The sequence below is a fragment of the Enterobacter sp. NFIX58 genome, assembly GCF_900110475.1.
Taxonomy (GTDB): Bacteria; Pseudomonadota; Gammaproteobacteria; order Enterobacterales; family Enterobacteriaceae; genus Enterobacter; species Enterobacter quasiroggenkampii.
The window spans coordinates 1-21165 of the sequence record NZ_FODW01000013.1 but is presented as its reverse complement, the minus strand read 5'-3'; the positions used below and the strand labels follow the sequence as shown (position 1 = coordinate 21165).

General features: G+C 56.9%; 19 protein-coding genes, 1 rRNA gene and 1 riboswitch. Of the genes, 8 read left to right on the top strand and 12 right to left on the bottom strand.

Going from position 1 to position 21165, the window contains the following annotated elements:
- The first annotated feature begins 43 nt into the window (after positions 1–43).
- Complete coding sequence (gene rpoC, locus BMW97_RS23415; RefSeq protein ID WP_045909523.1) at positions 44–4267, top strand: DNA-directed RNA polymerase subunit beta'; 4224 nt, start codon at positions 44–46, stop codon at positions 4265–4267.
- Between the two features lie 57 nt (positions 4268–4324).
- On the opposite strand, the gene BMW97_RS23410 is transcribed toward rpoC, so the two are convergent.
- From BMW97_RS23410 to BMW97_RS23365, 10 genes are all read right to left on the bottom strand, one after another.
- A complete protein-coding gene (locus tag BMW97_RS23410) occupies positions 4325–4642 on the bottom strand; it encodes a PTS lactose/cellobiose transporter subunit IIA (protein WP_008503455.1) in 318 nt (105 codons plus the stop codon).
- Entirely contained in the window at positions 4642–4950 is a 309-nt protein-coding gene (locus tag BMW97_RS23405) for a PTS sugar transporter subunit IIB (RefSeq protein ID WP_008503456.1), read from the bottom strand. The genes BMW97_RS23410 and BMW97_RS23405 overlap by 1 nt, the downstream gene beginning before the upstream one ends.
- Before the next feature lie 180 nt (positions 4951–5130).
- Positions 5131–6672, bottom strand: coding sequence for a sensor domain-containing diguanylate cyclase (locus tag BMW97_RS23400; RefSeq protein ID WP_045909522.1), 1542 nt, complete (start codon positions 6670–6672; stop codon positions 5131–5133).
- 336 nt (positions 6673–7008) lie between these two features.
- Positions 7009–8136: a 2-iminoacetate synthase ThiH gene (gene thiH, locus BMW97_RS23395; protein WP_045909521.1), complete on the bottom strand. Its 1128-nt coding sequence runs from the start codon at positions 8134–8136 to the stop codon at positions 7009–7011.
- The gene (thiG, locus tag BMW97_RS23390; protein ID WP_045909520.1) at positions 8133–8903 is read right to left on the bottom strand and encodes a thiazole synthase; all 771 of its coding nucleotides are present in this window, start codon (positions 8901–8903) and stop codon (positions 8133–8135) included. Before thiG ends, thiH begins: the two co-directional genes overlap by 4 nt.
- A gap of 1 nt (position 8904) precedes the next feature.
- Positions 8905–9105 (bottom strand): sulfur carrier protein ThiS, encoded by a 201-nt coding sequence (gene thiS, locus BMW97_RS23385; RefSeq protein WP_032644502.1) that lies wholly within the window; start codon positions 9103–9105, stop codon positions 8905–8907.
- The gene (locus BMW97_RS23380; protein ID WP_045909519.1) at positions 9089–9844 is read right to left on the bottom strand and encodes a HesA/MoeB/ThiF family protein; all 756 of its coding nucleotides are present in this window, start codon (positions 9842–9844) and stop codon (positions 9089–9091) included. The genes thiS and BMW97_RS23380 overlap by 17 nt, the downstream gene beginning before the upstream one ends.
- On the bottom strand, positions 9837–10472 hold the full coding sequence (gene thiE, locus BMW97_RS23375) for a thiamine phosphate synthase (RefSeq protein WP_045909518.1): 636 nt from the start codon (positions 10470–10472) through the stop codon (positions 9837–9839). Before thiE ends, BMW97_RS23380 begins: the two co-directional genes overlap by 8 nt.
- Positions 10472–12367, bottom strand: coding sequence for a phosphomethylpyrimidine synthase ThiC (thiC, locus tag BMW97_RS23370; protein ID WP_045909517.1), 1896 nt, complete (start codon positions 12365–12367; stop codon positions 10472–10474). Before thiC ends, thiE begins: the two co-directional genes overlap by 1 nt.
- Positions 12368–12446: 79 nt before the next feature.
- Positions 12447–12555, bottom strand: a riboswitch (TPP riboswitch).
- A 54-nt stretch (positions 12556–12609) separates the two neighbouring features.
- Positions 12610–13095 carry an Rsd/AlgQ family anti-sigma factor gene (locus tag BMW97_RS23365; RefSeq protein WP_045909516.1) on the bottom strand — a complete coding sequence of 162 codons (486 nt, stop codon included), beginning with the start codon at positions 13093–13095 and terminating at the stop codon, positions 12610–12612.
- Positions 13096–13190: 95 nt separating this feature from the next.
- On the opposite strand from BMW97_RS23365, the gene nudC reads away from it, so the two are divergent.
- The 6 genes from nudC (at position 13191) to BMW97_RS23335 (ending at position 17543) form a co-directional block, all read left to right on the top strand.
- Entirely contained in the window at positions 13191–13964 is a 774-nt protein-coding gene (gene nudC / locus BMW97_RS23360; RefSeq protein WP_045909515.1) for an NAD(+) diphosphatase, read from the top strand.
- A gap of 38 nt (positions 13965–14002) precedes the next feature.
- Complete coding sequence (gene hemE, locus BMW97_RS23355) at positions 14003–15067, top strand: uroporphyrinogen decarboxylase (protein WP_024908252.1); 1065 nt, start codon at positions 14003–14005, stop codon at positions 15065–15067.
- A gap of 9 nt (positions 15068–15076) precedes the next feature.
- Positions 15077–15748: a deoxyribonuclease V gene (gene nfi, locus BMW97_RS23350; RefSeq protein ID WP_045909514.1), complete on the top strand. Its 672-nt coding sequence runs from the start codon at positions 15077–15079 to the stop codon at positions 15746–15748.
- A gap of 41 nt (positions 15749–15789) precedes the next feature.
- Positions 15790–16380: a YjaG family protein gene (locus tag BMW97_RS23345; RefSeq protein WP_008503468.1), complete on the top strand. Its 591-nt coding sequence runs from the start codon at positions 15790–15792 to the stop codon at positions 16378–16380.
- 186 nt (positions 16381–16566) lie between these two features.
- Complete coding sequence (hupA, locus tag BMW97_RS23340; RefSeq protein ID WP_002445246.1) at positions 16567–16839, top strand: nucleoid-associated protein HU-alpha; 273 nt, start codon at positions 16567–16569, stop codon at positions 16837–16839.
- 11 nt (positions 16840–16850) lie between these two features.
- Positions 16851–17543, top strand: coding sequence for a DUF1481 domain-containing protein (locus BMW97_RS23335; RefSeq protein ID WP_045909513.1), 693 nt, complete (start codon positions 16851–16853; stop codon positions 17541–17543).
- Positions 17544–17633: 90 nt separating this feature from the next.
- Here the strand turns inward: BMW97_RS23335 and purD are convergent, their stop codons facing one another.
- Together purD and purH are read right to left on the bottom strand one after the other, a co-directional pair.
- On the bottom strand, positions 17634–18926 hold the full coding sequence (gene purD / locus BMW97_RS23330; RefSeq protein ID WP_045909512.1) for a phosphoribosylamine--glycine ligase: 1293 nt from the start codon (positions 18924–18926) through the stop codon (positions 17634–17636).
- Between the two features lie 15 nt (positions 18927–18941).
- Complete coding sequence (purH, locus tag BMW97_RS23325; protein WP_045909511.1) at positions 18942–20531, bottom strand: bifunctional phosphoribosylaminoimidazolecarboxamide formyltransferase/IMP cyclohydrolase; 1590 nt, start codon at positions 20529–20531, stop codon at positions 18942–18944.
- A gap of 560 nt (positions 20532–21091) precedes the next feature.
- Here purH and BMW97_RS23315 point away from each other — a divergent pair.
- Positions 21092–21165 (top strand): 16S ribosomal RNA (locus tag BMW97_RS23315); the annotation flags it as partial.

Here is a 21165-nt window from a genome sequence, read left to right as displayed (position 1 = left end):
ATCCCCGGCACCGGATTGTGCTAACTCCGACGGGAGCAAATCCGTGAAAGATTTATTAAAGTTTCTGAAAGCGCAGACTAAAACCGAAGAGTTTGATGCGATCAAAATTGCTCTGGCTTCGCCAGACATGATCCGTTCATGGTCTTTCGGTGAAGTTAAAAAGCCGGAAACCATCAACTACCGTACGTTCAAACCTGAGCGTGACGGCCTTTTCTGTGCGCGTATTTTCGGGCCAGTAAAAGATTACGAGTGCCTGTGCGGTAAGTACAAGCGCCTGAAACACCGCGGTGTGATCTGTGAGAAGTGCGGCGTTGAAGTGACCCAGACCAAAGTACGCCGTGAGCGTATGGGCCACATCGAGCTGGCGTCTCCGACTGCTCACATCTGGTTCCTGAAATCCCTGCCGTCCCGTATCGGTCTGCTGCTGGATATGCCGCTGCGTGATATCGAACGTGTTCTGTACTTCGAATCTTATGTGGTTATCGAAGGGGGGATGACGAACCTGGAACGTCATCAGATCCTGACTGAAGAGCAGTATCTGGACGCGCTGGAAGAGTTCGGTGACGAATTCGACGCGAAGATGGGTGCGGAAGCTATTCAGGCCCTGCTGAAGAGCATGGATCTGGAGCAAGAGTGCGAGCAGCTGCGTGAAGAGCTGAACGAAACCAACTCCGAAACCAAGCGTAAAAAGCTGACCAAGCGTATCAAACTGCTGGAAGCGTTCGTTCAGTCTGGTAACAAGCCAGAGTGGATGATCCTGACCGTTCTGCCGGTTCTGCCGCCAGATCTGCGTCCACTGGTTCCACTGGATGGTGGTCGTTTCGCAACGTCCGATCTGAACGATCTGTATCGTCGCGTGATCAACCGTAACAACCGTCTGAAACGTCTGCTGGATCTGGCTGCGCCGGACATCATCGTACGCAACGAAAAACGTATGCTGCAGGAAGCGGTAGATGCCCTGCTGGATAACGGTCGTCGTGGTCGTGCGATCACCGGTTCTAACAAACGTCCTCTGAAATCTTTGGCCGACATGATCAAAGGTAAACAGGGTCGTTTCCGTCAGAACCTGCTCGGTAAGCGTGTTGACTACTCCGGTCGTTCTGTAATCACCGTAGGTCCATACCTGCGTCTGCATCAGTGCGGTCTGCCGAAGAAAATGGCACTGGAGCTGTTCAAACCATTCATCTACGGCAAGCTGGAACTGCGTGGCCTGGCCACCACCATCAAAGCCGCGAAGAAAATGGTTGAGCGTGAAGAAGCTGTCGTTTGGGATATCCTGGACGAAGTGATCCGCGAACACCCGGTACTGCTGAACCGTGCACCAACCCTGCACCGTCTGGGTATCCAGGCATTTGAGCCGGTCCTGATCGAAGGTAAAGCTATCCAGCTGCACCCGCTGGTTTGTGCGGCATATAACGCCGACTTCGATGGTGACCAGATGGCTGTTCACGTACCGCTGACGCTGGAAGCCCAGCTCGAAGCGCGTGCGCTGATGATGTCTACCAACAACATCCTGTCTCCAGCGAACGGTGAGCCAATCATTGTTCCTTCTCAGGACGTTGTACTGGGTCTGTACTACATGACCCGTGACTGTGTTAACGCCAAAGGCGAAGGCATGGTGCTGACTGGCCCGAAAGAAGCTGAGCGTATTTATCGCGCTGGCCTGGCCTCTCTGCATGCGCGCGTTAAAGTGCGTATCACCGAATACGAAAAAGATGCAAACGGCGAATTCGTTGCGAAAACCAGCCTGAAAGACACGACCGTTGGCCGTGCCATTCTGTGGATGATCGTACCGAAAGGTCTGCCTTTCTCCATCGTCAACCAGGCGCTGGGCAAGAAAGCGATCTCCAAAATGCTGAACACCTGTTACCGCATTCTGGGTCTGAAGCCGACCGTTATCTTCGCTGACCAGACAATGTACACCGGCTTTGCGTATGCAGCGCGTTCAGGTGCATCTGTTGGTATCGATGACATGGTCATCCCAGAGAAGAAACACGAGATCATCTCTGAAGCGGAAGCTGAAGTTGCTGAGATCCAGGAGCAGTTCCAGTCTGGTCTGGTTACCGCGGGCGAACGCTATAACAAAGTTATCGATATCTGGGCCGCGGCGAACGATCGTGTATCCAAAGCGATGATGGATAACCTGCAGACCGAAACCGTGATTAACCGTGACGGCGTTGAAGAGCAGCAGGTTTCCTTCAACAGCATCTACATGATGGCCGACTCCGGTGCGCGTGGTTCTGCAGCACAGATTCGTCAGCTGGCAGGTATGCGTGGTCTGATGGCGAAGCCAGATGGCTCCATCATCGAAACGCCAATCACCGCGAACTTCCGTGAAGGTCTGAACGTACTCCAGTACTTCATCTCCACGCACGGTGCGCGTAAAGGTCTGGCGGATACCGCACTGAAAACAGCGAACTCCGGTTATCTGACGCGTCGTCTGGTTGACGTTGCGCAGGACCTGGTTGTGACCGAAGACGATTGTGGCACCCTCGAAGGTATCACCATGACCCCGGTTATCGAGGGTGGTGATGTTAAAGAGCCACTGCGCGATCGCGTTCTGGGTCGTGTAACCGCGGAAGACATTCTGAAGCCGGGTACGGCAGACATTCTGGTTCCACGCAACACGCTGCTGCACGAGCACTGGTGTGACCTGCTGGAAGCGAACTCTGTTGACTCCGTGAAAGTCCGTTCCGTTGTATCCTGTGACACCGACTTTGGTGTATGTGCACACTGCTACGGTCGTGACCTGGCGCGTGGCCACATCATCAACAAAGGTGAAGCCATCGGCGTTATCGCGGCACAGTCCATCGGTGAGCCGGGTACACAGCTGACGATGCGTACGTTCCACATCGGTGGTGCGGCATCTCGTGCGGCTGCTGAATCCAGCATCCAGGTGAAAAACAAAGGTAGCATCAAGCTCAGCAACGCGAAGTCGGTTGTGAACTCCAGCGGTAAACTGGTCATCACTTCCCGTAACACCGAGCTGAAGCTGATCGACGAATTCGGTCGTACCAAAGAGAGCTATAAAGTGCCTTACGGTGCGGTTATGGCGAAAGGTGATGGCGAGCAGGTTGCCGGCGGTGAAACCGTTGCAAACTGGGATCCACACACCATGCCGGTTATCACCGAAGTAAGTGGTTTCATCCGCTTCACTGACATGATTGACGGCCAGACCATTACTCGTCAGACCGACGAGCTGACCGGTCTGTCTTCTCTGGTGGTTCTGGATTCTGCTGAACGTACTACCGGTGGTAAAGATCTGCGTCCTGCACTGAAAATCGTTGATGCTCAGGGTAACGACGTTCTGATCCCAGGTACCGATATGCCTGCGCAGTACTTCCTGCCGGGTAAAGCGATTGTACAACTGGAAGATGGCGTACAGATCAGCTCTGGTGACACCCTGGCGCGTATTCCTCAGGAATCCGGCGGTACCAAGGACATCACCGGTGGTCTGCCACGCGTTGCGGACCTGTTCGAAGCGCGTCGTCCGAAAGAGCCTGCAATCCTGGCTGAAATCAGCGGTATCATCTCCTTCGGTAAAGAGACCAAAGGTAAACGCCGTCTGGTTATCACACCAGTAGATGGCAGCGAACCGTACGAAGAGATGATTCCTAAGTGGCGTCAGCTCAACGTGTTCGAAGGTGAACGTGTAGAACGTGGTGACGTGGTTTCCGATGGTCCAGAAGCACCGCACGACATTCTGCGTCTTCGTGGCGTACACGCGGTAACGCGTTACATCACCAACGAAGTACAGGACGTTTACCGTCTGCAAGGCGTTAAGATTAACGATAAGCACATCGAAGTTATCGTTCGTCAGATGCTGCGTAAAGCAACCATCGAAAACGCGGGCAGCTCCGAGTTCCTGGAAGGCGAGCAGGTTGAATACTCACGCGTCAAGATCGCTAACCGCGAACTGGAAGCGAACGGCAAAATCGGTGCGACCTTCTCGCGCGATCTGCTGGGTATCACCAAAGCGTCTCTGGCAACCGAGTCCTTCATCTCTGCAGCATCGTTCCAGGAAACGACTCGTGTCCTGACCGAAGCCGCTGTTGCAGGTAAACGTGATGAACTGCGCGGTCTGAAAGAGAACGTTATCGTGGGTCGTCTGATCCCGGCTGGTACCGGTTATGCGTACCATCAGGATCGTATGCGTCGTCGTGCTGCGGGCGAACTGCCAGCTGCACCGCAGGTGACTGCTGAAGATGCATCCGCGAGCCTGGCAGAACTGCTGAACGCAGGTCTGGGTGGTTCCGACAACGAGTAATCGTTGAGCCGCTAATAAAAAACCCGCCTCGGCGGGTTTTTTTACATCTGCATGTTTTCAATTCACTAACGGGATCCGGCGATAAAGCTCAATCATATCGCCTGCCAGGTCCTGAATGACCATGGCGTTCATCAGGTGATCCTGAGAGTGGACGGTGATCAGGTTAACCGGAAGCTTCCCGGTCCCCTCATCAAGACCAATAAGCTGCGTCTGTATGGTGTGCGCATGTTTCACATATTCACGCGACTCTTCCATCGCTTTTTCAGCTTCGTCAAACTCACCTTTACGCGCCATCTGCAACGCCGTCAGGGCCGCACTGCGCGCTGCACCTGCGTTAACAAGCAGTTCCATAATCGTGGTTTCTAAGTCTTCCATTATGACTCCAGAAGTTTGAGCGCTTTATCCAGTACGGCATCACCTTTCATCATGCCGTAATCCATCATGTCGATCACCGCGACCTTTTTACCTAACGGGTCGGCCTGTGCCTGTAATTTAGCCTGCTCGTATTTAACCTGTGGCCCCAGTAATACGATGTCGGCCGTCGCGATGTTGTCTTTAAACTCCGCAACCGGAACGGCTTTAATGGTGACTTCAACCCCTTTTTTCTGCGCGGCGTCTTTCATACGTTGAACCAGCATGCTGGTTGACATTCCCGCTGCACAGCATAAAACGATGTTCTTCATAATCAGCCTCGATCTACATGTGTTTATTGATAATTATCCCGTGCAGACCGCTTCAACAACCGCTTTACCGCGATTGTGTGTCAGGCATCACAAAGAAACAGGCGATTTTCTGAAACCGGTTACAATTTTACACTGGTGGGTACCCAGCCCGTCGAAACGGGCAGGGTGAAGGAGAGAGGATTAACTGATGGATGTGCGAACGATGCGGTTTTTTCCCTGCTGTTTGGCGCTGTAGAGGGCGTTATCAACGCTTCCGACGAATTGTTCCAGCGGTTCAAAATGCCACTCCCCAAGACCACCGCTGAACGTAACGCGCAGGTTTTCTTCCCGCCAGACGCGATTTTCAACGGCGGTACGCCACGCTTCGAGCAAGGAGAGCGCGGAAGACATCTGCTCCGCCTGGAAGATGACCGCGAACTCTTCTCCACCATAACGGTAAACCGAAACATGATGTGGCTGCATAATCTGGATCCCTTCCCGAGCCACGTTGCGCAGAACGATATCACCGGTCAGGTGACCCAGCGTGTCGTTAATTGACTTGAAGTTATCGATATCCACCAGCGCCATCGCGAAAGGCTGCTGAGTATTCAGCAGCTCTGCGACATCGCTGTCGAACGCGCGGCGGTTTTTACAGCCCGTCAGCGCATCATGGGTGGCCTGGCGCACATACGCCATTTCGCGCTCTTTATTGGACTGAATCGTGTGGCTCAGCATCGCTTCCAGGCGCGGCGCCTCGCTGACATCGCCGGTTTTGATGGCATTGATAATGTGCATCAGCACGCTACGCGAGGCGTGGCGGAGGTATAAGCCGAAGAGGATGATGATGATGGCCGCCAGCGCAAATCCCCAGCCAACGATTGTCGTTTCGTGGCGGGTAATATCGGTGAGCGTCGCGCCGGATACCCGGTAGATGACAAACCAGTCCGGGTTGGTAAACGAGTAGTAGTAATACCAGGCGTTGCTTTTCTTGTCGTAAAGATGACCTTCGCCGCTGGTCATTTTATCCATCAACGCTTCGCTCACATACTGCTTGAAGAGCGCGCCGGTATCCGGATGCAGCACCACGGCACCATCGCGTTCGACGACGAAGAATTCCCCCTGAACGGGCGCCACCATCTGACGCAGGGTGAAGCCCATTGAGGTCAAATCGAGATGGAAAGCGAGCGTTCCCTTCAGCCTCCCTTCAGGCGATATCAAAGGCTTATAAAGCGTCACCGTCGGATGGCCGGTGAAGTAGTCCATGTAGGGACGGGTATAGTGGCTGAAGATGCTGGCTTCCGCCTGGGCGACAAACCACGGTCGCGTCCGGGGATCGAAGGTTTTACTCGTCTCCGTGGGGAGCACTTCCGGTGCGCGGAGATAATGCCCTTGCGTGTCCGCCAGCGAGATGGAGGAGACGGTCGGCATCAGGTTCTGCAGATGCATCATCATCTGCAATCCCTGCGTCGGATTGACGTTGAGCGTCTCGTTTAGCCTGTCGTCGCGCGCAAAGTACATCGCGGAACGGCCCAGGATATAGTCGTTTTCACGCAGGATAGATTCGGTGTAGTTCACTGCCAGGTTATGCGTGAAGTTGCTATTGATCTTATGATAATCCTCAAGAAAATCCTTCCGTTGCGAAAGCGTCACCGCGATCGCGATCACCGCAAAACTGCAGAGGATCCCCGCAAAGCTGAGCATAATGGGCCGGGTAAAAGAGAGCTTTTTGCTGTGAAGTGCCATGAGCTGTACATCGTTCCTGATGGTGAATACTTTTCGTCTGCCGATATCCTCTCAGCATAGTCGCTGTCCTGCGGTTAGCGGTGAATTATACGGCACACGATTTCTGACGGGATGATTTATCTTAAGAACCATTAAGAAAATACTTATTAAACTGGCAGGGACCGTTTGTGTAATGCACCAGAGGCAGGGCGAAACGAGGAAGAAGCTTTTCGCCCTGGTCAGCATCCGTTGCTGACCGTGTGACAATAAAAAACCGGACGATCGCTGACAATCCTCCGGTTTTGCCTTTTCGTTGCGCCTCGATAATTTTTTAACGTGTTGCAGTGCGTTTCAACGTCACTGCGAGGCTCTTCCCAGCCAGCTGTCCCAGTCTTTCCAGACAGGCTGAAGACCCTGCGCCGTCAGGGCGGCAGCGACCGCTTCCGGACGTCGGCCATCATGCGGTACAAACTGTTCCAGCTCCGGACGATCGTCGGCGTAGCCGCCTGGCTGCGTTTTGGAAAATGCGCTGACGTTGTTAATCGCAAGCGGGATGACGCGATCGCGAAACGCCGGGGACTCGCGCGTTGAGAGCGATAATTCTACTTCCGGGGCGAGCAGGCGAAACGCGCAGATGGTCTGCACCAGCTGGCGTTCATCCATCAGAGAAGCCGGTTCAATTCCTCCCGCGCAGGGACGCAGGCGCGGGAAGGAGATGGAATAACGGCTCTGCCAGTAGCGCTGTTGAAGCCACAGCAGATGTTCCGCCACCATGTAACAATCCACCCGCCAGCTGTCGGAGAGCCCGATCAGCGCACCCAGACCGATTTTGTCGATGCCGGCGCGACCCAGCCTGTCCGGCGTTTCCAGGCGGAAGAAGAAATCCTGTTTCTTGCCTTTCAGGTGGTGCCGGGCGTACGTCGCCTCGTGGTAGGTTTCCTGATAGACCATAACGCCGTCCAGCCCGAGCGTTTTGAGCTCCGCGTACTCCTCCTGCGACAGAGGCTGCACTTCCATCTGCAACGACGCAAACTGACGACGAATGGCGGGAAGGTGCCGACGGAAATAGTCCATTCCCACCTTCCCCTGATGCTCGCCCGTGACCAGCAGAAGATGTTCAAAGCCCATTTCACGGATGGCTGCACACTCACGGGCAATCTCACCCTCATCAAGGGTTTTACGCCTGATGCGGTTGCTCATGGAGAAGCCGCAGTAGGTACAGTCATTGGCGCACAGGTTGGAGAGATAGAGCGGCACGTAGAAGCTCACCGTGTTGCCAAAACGCTGGCGGGTGAGCCGCTGCGCTCGCTGAGCCATCGGTTCGAGGTACGCGCTGGCCGCCGGGGAGAGCAGGGCCATCAGATCCTCGCGGGTCAGCTGACGGGCATGCAGCGCGCGCTCCACGTCAGCCGCCGTTTTGCTGTTGATGCGCAGGGCAATGTCGTCCCAGTTAAGCTGTCGCCAGCGCTCGGTAAACGTGCTCATGAGATCGCCTCCAGAAAACCGGTCAGCGGGCTGGTGGCCTGCGCCTGGAAACTGCGCGAGCCGGGGCCGGATCCCCTTGCCAGCAGGCCAGCGTCCACGGCCAGGCGGAATGCCCGCGCCATCATGACCGGATCGTCGGCAACCGCGATAGCCGTATTGACCAGCACCGCGTCAGCCCCCATTTCCAGCGCCTGCGCGGCATGGCTGGGCACGCCAATGCCCGCATCAACCACCACCGGCACGGTAGCCTGCTCAATAATGATTTCCAGCATCGCGCGGGTTTCCAGCCCCTGGTTGGAGCCAATGGGGGCCCCCAGCGGCATGACGGCGGCGCAGCCGACCTCTTCCAGCCGTTTGCACAGCACCGGGTCGGCCCCGCAGTAAGGCAGGACGGTAAACCCTTGCTGAACCAGCTTTTCAGCCGCTTTCAGCGTTTCAATCGGGTCGGGCAGCAGCCAGCGGGCATCCGGATGGATTTCCAGCTTCAGCCAGCGGGTGCCGAGCGCTTCACGCGCCAGCTGTGCGGCGAAAATCGCCTCTTCGGCGGTTTTCGCTCCGGAGGTGTTGGGCAGCAGCGTCACGCCTGCTTCCAGCAACGGAGCCAGAATGGCATCGCTGTGATGGCGCAGATCCACGCGCTTGAGCGCCAGCGTCACCAGCTGGCTGCCGCTTTCACGAATGGCATCCACCATCAGCTGCGGCGAGGCGAATTTTCCGGTTCCGGTAAACAGATGCGAATCAAAAACCTTATCGGCAATACGTAACATCTCAGCCCCCTGCGATAACCTGAAACAGCAGGATCTGGTCGCCTTCATTGACCTGCTGATGTTCCCACTGCTCGCGCGGCAGGATCTGTTGATTGAGCGCCAGCGCCGTTCCCGGCTTGAGCTGACGCAGCTTGTCGAGCAGTGCGGCAACGGTAAGCCCGTCGTCGCATCTCATCGGCTCATCGTTAAACAGAATGCGCATCGCGGCCTCCGCATACCGGGCAGCGGCTGGCGCGGCGTAACGCCAGCTGGCGCCAGCCGCTGGAGCGGGCATCAAACAGCCGCAGCGTATTGCGTTCCGTCTCCATGCCGCTGAGCAGCTTGATAGCCTCCAGCGCCTGCATGGTGCCCATCACGCCGACCACTGGACCAAGTATGCCCGCCGTACGGCAGTTGCGCGTCGGCTCGGCATCGTCCGGCCACAGGCAGCGATAGCAGCCCTGCGTCCACGGTGGCGTCAGCACCATCATTTGCCCGCCGAACCCGACCGCGCTGGCGGTGATAAGCGGCGTATGATTGGCCACGCATGCGGCGTTGATCGCCTGGCGCGTCGCCATGTTGTCGGTACAGTCCAGCACCACGTCGGCAAGGGCGACTTCACGGTGCAGGCTTTCACCGCTAAGACGCTCCTGTAAGGCAATCAGCTCGATATCCGGGTTAAGCTGGTTCAGCCGCTGCCGGGTGATTTTCGCTTTCGGCTGGTTGATATCGTCGGTAGTAAAGAGGATTTGCCGCTGCAGATTGCTGAGGTGGACCTCATCGTCGTCGGCTAGCACCAGCGTGCCGATACCCGCACCTGCCAGATAGAGCGCGGCGGGTGCACCTAACCCCCCCAGGCCAACAATCAGTACCCGGCTGGCGAGCAGTTTTTGCTGGCCGTCGATGGCGATATCCTCCAGCAGGATCTGACGGCTGTAGCGCATAAAGTCGCGATCATTCATCGCCTGCTCCTGCCAGCTGTAAAAGCTGTTCGGTGGCGGACCGCCAGTCTGCGGCCTGTGTGATGGCGCTGACGACGGCGATGCTGCCGACACCGGTCTCCAGCACCGCCGGGGCACGTTCAAGGCTGATTCCGCCGATGGCGACGGTGGGGTAATCGGCAAGGCGTTTAACGTGACTCGTCAGCTGCGTCAGACCCTGCGGTGCGGAGGGCATCTGCTTGGTTTGCGTCGGGAAGACGTGACCGAGCGCGATGTATGAGGGACGGGCCGCCAGGGCCACGTCGATCTCCATGTCATCGTGCGTTGACACGCCAAGACGCAGCCCGGCTTCACGGATTGCGCTCAGATCCGTTGTTTCCAGGTCCTCCTGACCCAGATGCACGCCGTACGCCCGGTGCTTAACGGCCAGCCGCCAGTAGTCGTTGATAAACAGCCGGGCGTTATACCGACGCCCCAGCGCAATGGCGGCAACCACATCGGCTTCCACCTCGTCATCGCGCTTATCCTTAATGCGCAGCTGGAGGGTGCGCACGCCTGCCTCCAGCAGTCGTGCTAACCACGCCACGCTGTCCACTACCGGATAGAGCCCTAAACGGTAGGGGACGGGTGGGAAATCGGGCTGGTACATTACGCCTCCTCTTTTTTGAGGTAGATTTCGCCGCCTTTGGCGCGGAAGGTTTCAGACATGTCCGCCATACCCACTTCAATGGTTTGCGTGGCGGCGTAGTCGCGCACTTCCTGGCTGATTTTCATCGAGCAGAATTTTGGTCCGCACATGGAGCAGAAGTGCGCGACTTTGCCCGATTCCTGCGGCAGGGTTTCGTCGTGGTAGGCGCGGGCGGTGAACGGGTCCAGCGCCAGGTTGAACTGATCTTCCCAGCGGAATTCAAAGCGCGCCTTCGACATGGCATTATCGCGGATTTGCGCGCCCGGATGGCCCTTGGCCAGATCCGCCGCGTGGGCGGCAATTTTGTAGGTAATCAGCCCCTGCTTCACGTCCTCTTTGTTTGGCAGGCCGAGGTGCTCTTTCGGCGTCACGTAGCAGAGCATGGCGCAGCCGAACCAGCCGATCATCGCCGCGCCAATGCCTGACGTGAAGTGGTCATAGCCCGGCGCAATATCGGTGGTCAACGGCCCCAGGGTATAGAATGGCGCTTCGTGGCAGTGCTCCAGCTCCTCGGTCATGTTGCGGCGGATCATCTGCATCGGGACGTGTCCCGGGCCTTCAATCATCACCTGCACGTCATACTCCCAGGCGATTTTGGTCAGTTCGCCCAGCGTGTGCAGCTCGGCAAACTGCGCTTCGTCGTTGGCGTCACGGATGGAGCCCGGGCGCAGGCCGTCGCCCAGCGAGAGGGAGACGTCATAAGCGGCGCAGATTTCGCAGATCTCGCGGAAGTGTTCGTAGAGGAAGTTCTCCTGGTGATGGGAGAGGCACCACTTCGCCATGATGGAACCGCCGCGCGAGACGATACCGGTCAGACGCTTCGCGGTCATCGGCACGTAGCGCAGCAGCACGCCCGCGTGAATGGTGAAGTAGTCGACGCCCTGCTCGGCCTGCTCCAGCAACGTGTCGCGGAACGCTTCCCAGGTCAGATCTTCGGCAATGCCGTTGACCTTCTCCAGCGCCTGATAAATCGGGACGGTGCCAATCGGTACCGGACTGTTACGCAGGATCCACTCGCGGGTTTCGTGAATGTAGCGGCCGGTGGAAAGATCCATTACCGTGTCCGCGCCCCAGCGCGTTGACCAGACCAGCTTTTCCACCTCTTCTTCGATGGAGGAGGTGACGGCCGAGTTACCGATGTTAGCGTTGACCTTCACCAGGAAGTTGCGGCCAATAATCATCGGCTCGGATTCCGGGTGGTTAATGTTGGCGGGGATAATCGCGCGCCCGGCGGCCACTTCGTCACGCACGAATTCCGGCGTGATGTTCTCCGGCAGTCGCGCGCCAAAGCCCTCTCCCGGATGCTGGTAGCGCAGCACTTCGCTGCGGATACGCTCGCGGCCCATGTTCTCGCGGATGGCGATGAACTCCATCTCCGGCGTGACGATCCCCTGGCGGGCGTAGTGCAGCTGGGTCACGCATTTGCCCGCTTTGGCACGTTTTGGCGTCAGCAGGCCGGTAAAGCGCAGCGCGTCCAGACCGTCGTCGGCCAGGCGTTCTTTGGTGTACGCAGAACTGCGTACGCTGAGTTCTTCGCAGTCGTTACGCGCCTCAATCCACGGCTGGCGCAGCTTTGCCAGACCCTGCTGAACGTTGATCGTAACAGAGGGATCGCCGTACGGGCCGGAGGTGTCATACACCGGTACGGCTTCGTTGTCTTCATACTGCGGATTCTCTTTGCTGCCGCCGATAAGCGTCGGGCTGAGCTGGATTTCGCGCATCGGGACGCGGATATCGGCCTGCGAGCCGGAAATGTAGATGCGTTTCGAGTTCGGGAAAGCGGTGCCTTCCAGGGTGTCGATGAAGTGTTGGGCCTGTGCGCGCTGTTCGCGGCGGGTCAGTTTTGCAGTAGACATAGCTCATTCCAAAAGTGAAGGACATGGCTTGTCAGACGACGGATGAAGCAAGAGAGGATCGCCCGGGGGGCGATACAACAGCAGTGTGACTCTTGTTCCCTTCGCAGGTATTAGCCTGATCAGGTTCCGCGGATCCCGAATTAACGGTCTCAGCCCGGCTTTCGCTCTGGGCACTCCGACAAGAAAAATCCCCCTCGTGAGAGGGGCGAATGGTTGTAAATTACTCGTTAACGATTAAGAACTCAAGCCGGGCGCGCGACGTTATCTTCGGGACTGGCATCCAGGACGAGGCTAATCAGCCTATCTTCCAGCGTGAATCGCTCCTCCAGCGCTTCACCGAGGTCGGATAATGCCCGCTGAAACTCAAGGTAGTTATCGTGATCGATGGCATTCTCGAGCGTGGAATCATAGTAATCCATGATCTGCTGGGTGTTGGCCTCCAGCAGCGGATAGAGTTTGCTGGCCGCTAAATACGGCGTTGTCCCTTCCATTTCGCGGATAATGCGTTCATAAATATTGAAATGGCCGTCGGACAGATAGTCGACCAGGCCCTGACAAAAATCATCCAGCGCTTTTTCGTTCAGCCGCATAAACGATTCTTTGCCAGGCTTAATGCCGACCAGATTGTAATAAGCCACGAGTAGATGCTTGCGCACATGAAGCCAGCGATCCACCAGTTTGTTACTTCCTCTAACGCGCTCAGTCAGGCTTTCTAGCTGGTTTAACATGGTCGACTCCGCAAAGTGTAGGATTGAATCTGCTTATCCAGAATGTAACCACAATGCTAACAACATGTCAGTGAAGCGAAGGTAGTGCAATAGATATGGATCGTATTATTGAAAAATCAGATCTGGGTTGGTGGATCGTCAGCCACGAACAAAAATTATGGTTGCCCGGTGGTGAACTGCCCTACGGTGCAGCGGAAACGTTCGATCTCGTGGGCCAGCCAGCGCTAAAGATCGGCGAGTGGCAGGGTGAGCCCGTGTGGTTGATCCAGCAAGCGCGTCGTCAGGATATGGGATCCGTTCGCCAGGTGTTGGATCTGGACGTGGGCCTATTCCAGCTGGCGGGGCGCGGCGTGCAGCTGGCGGAGTTTTACCGCTCGCATAAATACTGCGGCTATTGCGGTCATACCATGCGTCCGAGCAAAACCGAGTGGGCGATGCTCTGCAGCCACTGCCGCGAGCGCTACTATCCGCAGATTGCGCCGTGCATCATCGTCGCTATCCGCCGGGATGATTCTATTTTGCTGGCGCAGCATACCCGCCATCGCAACGGCGTTCACACCGTGCTGGCCGGCTTCGTCGAGGTGGGCGAAACGCTGGAGCAGGCGGTGGCGCGCGAGGTGATGGAGGAGAGCGGGATCAAAGTGAAGAACCTGCGCTACGTCACCTCCCAGCCGTGGCCGTTCCCGCAGTCGCTGATGACGGCCTTTATGGCCGAATACGACAGCGGCGAGATCGTTATCGATCAGAAAGAGCTGCTGGACGCGAACTGGTATCGCTACGACGATTTACCGCTGTTACCACCGCCGGGCACCGTGGCGCGCCGGCTGATAGAAGATACCGTAGCGATGTGTCGGGCCGAGTATGAGTAGTGTTACACTGAGGCCATGACGCTTAAGGAACTGCAAAAATGACCGAACTGAAGAACGATCGTTATCTGCGTGCGCTGCTGCGCCAGCCCGTTGATGTCACCCCGGTGTGGATGATGCGCCAGGCGGGACGCTATCTTCCAGAGTACAAAGCCACGCGCGCGCAGGCGGGCGATTTTATGTCGCTGTGCAAAAACGCCGAGCTGGCCTGTGAAGTGACGCTCCAGCCGCTGCGCCGCTTCCCGCTGGATGCGGCGATCCTCTTCTCGGATATTCTGACCATTCCGGATGCCATGGGCCTTGGCCTGTACTTTGAAACGGGTGAAGGCCCGCGTTTCACCTCTCCGATTAAAAGCAAAGCCGACGTGGACAAGCTGCCGATCCCCGATCCGGAAGGTGAACTGGGCTACGTGATGAACGCCGTGCGCACCATTCGCCGCGAGCTGAAAGGCGAAGTGCCGCTGATTGGCTTCTCCGGCAGCCCGTGGACGCTGGCGACCTATATGGTGGAAGGGGGCAGCAGTAAAGCCTTCACCCTGATTAAAAAGATGATGTACGCCGAGCCGCTGGCCCTGCATGCGCTGCTCGACAAGCTGGCGAAGAGCGTCACGCTCTATCTGAACGCGCAGATTAAGGCAGGTGCACAGTCGGTGATGATTTTCGACACCTGGGGCGGCGTGCTGACCGGCCGCGATTATCAGCAGTTCTCCCTGTACTACATGCATAAAATCGTCGACGGCCTGCTGCGTGAAAACGAAGGTCGCCGCGTGCCGGTGACGCTGTTCACCAAAGGTGGCGGCCAGTGGCTGGAAGCGATGGCGGCCACCGGCTGCGACGCGCTGGGTCTCGACTGGACCACCGATATTGCCGATGCCCGCCGCCGCGTGGGCGACAAAGTGGCGCTGCAGGGCAATATGGACCCGTCCATGCTCTATGCGCCGCCTGCCCGCATTGAAGAAGAAGTGTCGACTATACTGTCTGGTTTCGGCCAGGGGGAAGGCCACGTCTTTAACCTCGGCCACGGTATTCATCAGGATGTTCCGCCAGAGCACGCAGGCGTATTTGTGGAGGCGGTGCATCGGCTTTCTGCCCAGTATCACAAGTAAGGAGTCGTTATGGATCTCGCGTCGCTACGCGCTCAACAAATCGAACTGGCCTCATCGGTGATCCGCGAGGATCGTCTGGATAAGGATCCTCCGCAGTACATTGGCGGAGCAGACGTCGGGTTCGAGCAGGGTGGGGACGTGACGCGAGCGGCGATGGTGGTACTGAAGTACCCTTCGCTCGAGCTGGTGGAGTACAAGATCGCGCGTATTGCCACCACCATGCCCTATATTCCCGGCTTTCTCTCCTTTCGCGAATATCCCGCGCTGCTGGCAGCGTGGGAGCAGCTCTCGCAAAAACCTGACCTGCTGTTTGTCGATGGGCACGGGATCTCACACCCGCGCCGCTTAGGCGTTGCCAGCCACTTTGGGCTGCTGGTGGATGTGCCGACCATTGGCGTTGCCAAGAAACGCCTGTGCGGGGCGTTTGAGCCACTCTCCGCCGAGCCGGGTGCGCTGGCGCCGCTCATCCATAAGGGCGAGCAGCTGGCGTGGGTCTGGCGCAGCAAGGCTCGCTGTAATCCGCTGTTCATCGCCACCGGCCATCGGGTAAGCATGGACAGCGCTCTGGCGTGGGTGCAGCGCTGCATGAAGGGTTACCGCTTACCGGAGCCGACGCGCTGGGCTGACGCGGTGGCCTCTTCGCGTCCGGCTTTTGTTCGTTGGCAGGAAATTCAGCGATGATTCAGGTAAACTGCGCCTAATTTTCGATTCGAGAGATCATCATGCTACAAAACCCGATTCACCTGCGCCTTGAAAAGCTGGAAAGCTGGCAGCACGTCACCTTTATGGCTTGCCTGTGCGAGCGCATGTATCCCAACTATGCCGCGTTCTGCAAGCAGACGGGCTTTGGTGATGGCCATATCTACCGCCGCATTCTGGATCTGATCTGGGAAACGCTGACGGTGAAAGACGCGAAGGTGAATTTCGACTCTCAGCTCGAAAAGCTCGAAGAGGCGATTCCGGTGGCGGATGATTTTGACCTGTACGGCGTCTACCCGGCAATTGATGCCTGCGTGGCGTTAAGCGAATTGCTCCACTCCCGCCTGAGCGGTGAGACGCTGGAGCACGCTATCGAAGTCAGTAAGGCCTCTATCACTACCGTGGCGATGCTGGAAATGACCCAGGAAGGTCGCGAAATGACCGACGAAGAGCTGCGCGCAAACCCGGCCGTTGAGCAAGAATGGGATATCCAGTGGGAAATTTTCCGCCTGCTGGCAGAGTGTGAAGAACGCGATATTGAACTGATAAAAGGGCTGCGCGCGGACTTACGTGAGGCCGGTGAGAGTAATATTGGTATAATTTTTAACCAATGAGATAAGAAAACTTGAGATAACGCCCGTTTTGTCGCTCCTCGACTCTTCCCTTTCGCCCCTTGTCTGGTCTACATTTGGGGGGCGAAAAAAAGTGGCTATCGGTGCGTGTATGCAGGAGAGTGCTTTTTTGGCATTTTCGTCGCACTCGATGCTTAGCAAGCGATAAACACATTGAAAGGATAACTTATGAACAAGACTCAACTGATTGATGTAATTGCGGACAAGGCTGATCTGTCTAAAGTGCAGGCTAAAGCTGCTCTGGAATCTACCCTGGCTGCTATTACTGAGTCTCTGAAAGAAGGCGATGCTGTACAACTGGTTGGTTTCGGTACCTTCAAAGTGAACCACCGCGCTGAGCGTACTGGCCGCAACCCGCAGACCGGTAAAGAAATCAAAATCGCCGCAGCGAACGTGCCGGCATTTGTTTCTGGTAAAGCACTGAAAGACGCAGTTAAGTAAGACGCGTGGCAGTGAACAGTTTTAGCGAAGGGGCGGCAACGCCCCTTTTGTCTTTCTGGCGCGGAACGCTCGCGCTGGCAGGCATGCTGCTGCTGTCAGCCTGTAGCCACGACACCGCTTTGCCGCCGTTTACCGCCAGCGGCTACGCGGACAACCAGGGCGCGGTCAGGATCTGGCGTAAAGATTCCGGCGGCGAAGTGCATCTGCTTTCTGCCTTCAGCCCGTGGCATAGCGGCAATACATCGACGGCGGAGTATCGCTGGCAGGGAGATGACCTGTCGCTGATTGAGCTGAACGTCTACAGCAAGACCCCCGAACACGTGAAAGTGCGTTTTGACGACCATGGCGAGCTGAGCTTTATGCAGCGCGAAGTCAGCGGTCAAAAACAGCAGCTTTCCAGCGATCAAATCGCCCTCTACCGTTACCGGGCCGAACAAATCCGCCAGACCAGCGATGCGCTTCGTCTGGGACGCGTCGTGCTGCGCCAGGGGCGCTGGCATAACGACGGGACGGTGACGACCTGCGAAGGGCAAACGGTCAAGCCTGAGCTCGAGTCCTGGGCGACCGAACACATTCAACGCCGTCAGCGTCATTCATCAATGGAAGTGAGTGTGGCGTGGCTTGAGGCGCCGGAAGGTTCTCAATTGCTATTGGTGGCGAACGAAGACTTCTGCACCTGGCAGCCGACAGAGAAGAGTTTCTGAGTTCTGTGGATTAAGCCGGATGGCGCTGACGCTTATCCGGCCTACGAACGATCCCCTCTCCCCGTGGGAGAGGGTGAGGGCGAGGAGGAATTACTCCCCCTGCTCGCGCGCAATCGCGCGATAGCCGATATCCTGACGGCTAAAGCTACCGTTCCAGTGAATATCCGCCATCAGCGCATAGGCGCGCTTCTGCGCTTCTGCCACGGTATGGCCCAGCGCGGTTGCACACAGCACGCGGCCGCCGTTGGTCAGAACGCGATCGTCCTCAGCCAGCTTCGTACCAGCGTGGAACACCTTCGCACCTTCCCTCTCTTCCAGCGGCAGACCGTGGATTTCATCTCCGGTGCTGTAGTTGCCCGGATAACCACCCGCAGCAATCACCACGCCGAGAGACGCACGCTCGTCCCATTCGGAGGTTTTCTCGTCCAGCTTGCCATCGCAGGCTGCCAGGCACAGATCCACCAGATCGGATTTCATGCGCAGCATGATGGGCTGCGTTTCCGGATCGCCAAAGCGGCAGTTGAATTCGATGACCTTAGGGTTACCCTGCTTGTCGATCATCAGACCTGCGTAAAGGAAACCGGTGTAGGTATTCCCTTCTGCTGCCATTCCCTTCACGGTAGGCCAGATGATGCGATCCATGGTGCGCTGGTGAACGTCGTCAGTCACGACCGGAGCAGGGGAGTAAGCGCCCATCCCGCCGGTGTTAGGACCCGTGTCGCCATTACCCACACGCTTGTGATCCTGGCTGGTGGCCATCGGCAGAACGTGCTCGCCGTCGACCATGACGATAAAGCTCGCCTCTTCACCGTCGAGGAACTCTTCAATCACGATGCGGTGGCCCGCATCGCCAAAGGCGTTACCTGCCAGCATGTCCTGAACCGCGGCTTCGGCTTCGTCGAGCGTCATCGCGACGATCACGCCTTTACCGGCGGCCAGACCGTCGGCCTTGATAACAATCGGCGCGCCCTTCTCACGTAAGTAGGCCAAAGCAGGCTCCACTTCAGTGAAATTCTGATATTCCGCCGTCGGGATGTTATGACGCGCGAGGAAATCTTTGGTGAAGGCTTTGGAGCCTTCCAGCTGCGCGGCGCCTTCCGTTGGGCCGAAGATTTTCAGGCCCGCTGCGCGGAACGCATCCACCACGCCAATCACCAGCGGCGCTTCCGGGCCGACGATGGTCAGGTCGATTTTCTCGCTCTGGGCAAAACTCAGCAGCGCCGGAATGTCGGTCACGCCGATAGCCACGTTCTGCAGCGCGGGTTCCAGTGCGGTACCGGCGTTGCCCGGTGCCACGAAGACCGTTTTCACCAGCGGAGACTGCGCCGCTTTCCACGCCAGCGCGTGCTCGCGTCCGCCGTTACCAATCACTAATACTTTCATTTTCAGCTCCGGGAATTAATGGCGGAAGTGGCGCATGTCGGTGAAGATCATCGCGATGCCGTGTTCGTCGGCAGCGGCAATCACTTCGTCGTCGCGGATTGAACCGCCAGGCTGGATCACGCAGGTGATGCCGACAGCGGCTGCGGCGTCGATACCATCACGGAACGGGAAGAAGGCGTCAGAGGCCATGGCGGAGCCTTTGACTTCCAGACCTTCGTCACCTGCTTTAATACCCGCGATTTTCGCAGAGTAAACGCGGCTCATCTGGCCTGCGCCTATCCCGATGGTCATGTTCTCTTTCGCGTAGACGATGGCGTTGGATTTCACGAACTTCGCCACTTTCCAGCAGAACAGCGCGTCACTCAGTTCCTGTTCGGTCGGCTGACGTTTGGTCACCACGCGCAGGTCGGCTTCTGTCACCATACCCAGATCGCGATCCTGAACCAGCAGACCGCCGTTTACGCGTTTGAAGTCCAGGCCCGGCACGCGTTCTGCCCACTGGCCGCAAACCAGCACGCGCACGTTCTGTTTTGCCGCGGTGATTTTCAGCGCTTCTTCGGAGGCCGATGGCGCGATGATCACTTCAACGAACTGGCGGGAGATGATGGCCTGAGCCGTTTCCGCATCCAGCTCGCGGTTGAAGGCAATGATGCCACCGAACGCGGAGGTTGGGTCAGTTTTGTACGCGCGATCGTAAGCTTCCAGAATCGACGTGCTTACCGCCACGCCGCATGGGTTGGCGTGCTTGACGATAACGCAGGCCGGCTCGCTGAACTCTTTCACGCATTCCAGCGCCGCGTCGGTGTCGGCAATGTTGTTATAGGAGAGCGCTTTGCCCTGAACCTGCTGAGCGGTCGCAACAGAGGCTTCTTTTACCTCTTCTTCTATATAGAAGGCTGCCTGCTGGTGGCTGTTCTCACCGTAACGCATATCCTGCTTCTTAATGAAGTTCAGGTTCAGGGTGCGCGGGAAGCGGCCGGAAGGATCTTTGCTTTCACCGTGGTAAGCCGGTACCAGGCTACCGAAATAGTTGGCGATCATGCTGTCGTACGCCGCGGTGTGTTCGAAGGCTTTGATGGCGAGGTCGAAACGCGTTTCCAGGGTCAGCGACCCTTCGTTGGCGTCCATCTCATTAATAATGGTGGTGTAATCGCTGCTCTTTACCACGATGGCGACATCTTTATGGTTCTTGGCCGCAGAGCGCACCATGGTCGGGCCGCCGATATCAATGTTCTCTACAGCATCTTCCAGGGAGCAGCCTTCGCGGGCAACGGTCTGGGCAAACGGGTAGAGGTTAACGACAACCATGTCGATCGGCGCGATGTCGTGCTGTTCCATAATGGCGTCGTCCTGGCCGCGACGGCCAAGAATACCGCCGTGGACTTTCGGATGCAGGGTTTTGACGCGTCCATCCATCATTTCCGGGAAACCGGTGTAATCGGACACTTCGGTTACCGGCAGACCTTTATCTGCTAACAGGCGAGCGGTTCCACCTGTGGAAAGCAGCTCCACACCGCGTGCAGAAAGTGCCTGAGCGAATTCGACGATACCGGCTTTATCAGAAACACTGAGCAGAGCGCGGCGGACTGGACGACGTTGTTGCATGGTAAATCCCCTGGATTTCACGATTACAGAGAGCGTTAGATGAATTTTCCTGTGAAAAACTCATCTAACACACCTGACGAGGCATCCTTGTTAAGCGCGAGCATTTTAACGAAAACGTTTGCGCAACGCTCGCACATTTTTACTTTTTCGTATCATTGTGGATAAGTCTGTGCGTAAAAAGGTATAAGGCGGGGTTTTGCTGTGGAATGCAGCAGTCAGTCATTTTTCTGTCATTTAGCGGTTGCGGCCTGCGGAGAACTCCCTATAATGCGCCTCCATCGACACGGCGGATGTGAATCACTTCACAAACAGCCCGGTCGGTTGAAGAGAAAAAATCCTGAAATAACGGGTTGACTCTGAAAGAGGAAAGCGTAATATACGCCACCTCGCAACGGTGAGCGAAAGCCGCGTTGCACTGCTCTTTAACAATTTATCAGACAATCTGTGTGGGCACTCAAAGTGACATGGATTCTTAATGTCTTCGGACAATAAATGAATACCAAGTCTCTGAGTGAACATGCGTAATTCATTACGAAGTTTAATTCACGAGCATCAAACTTAAATTGAAGAGTTTGATCATGGCTCAGATTGAACGCTGGCGGCAGGCCTAACACATGCAAGTCGAGCGGCAGCG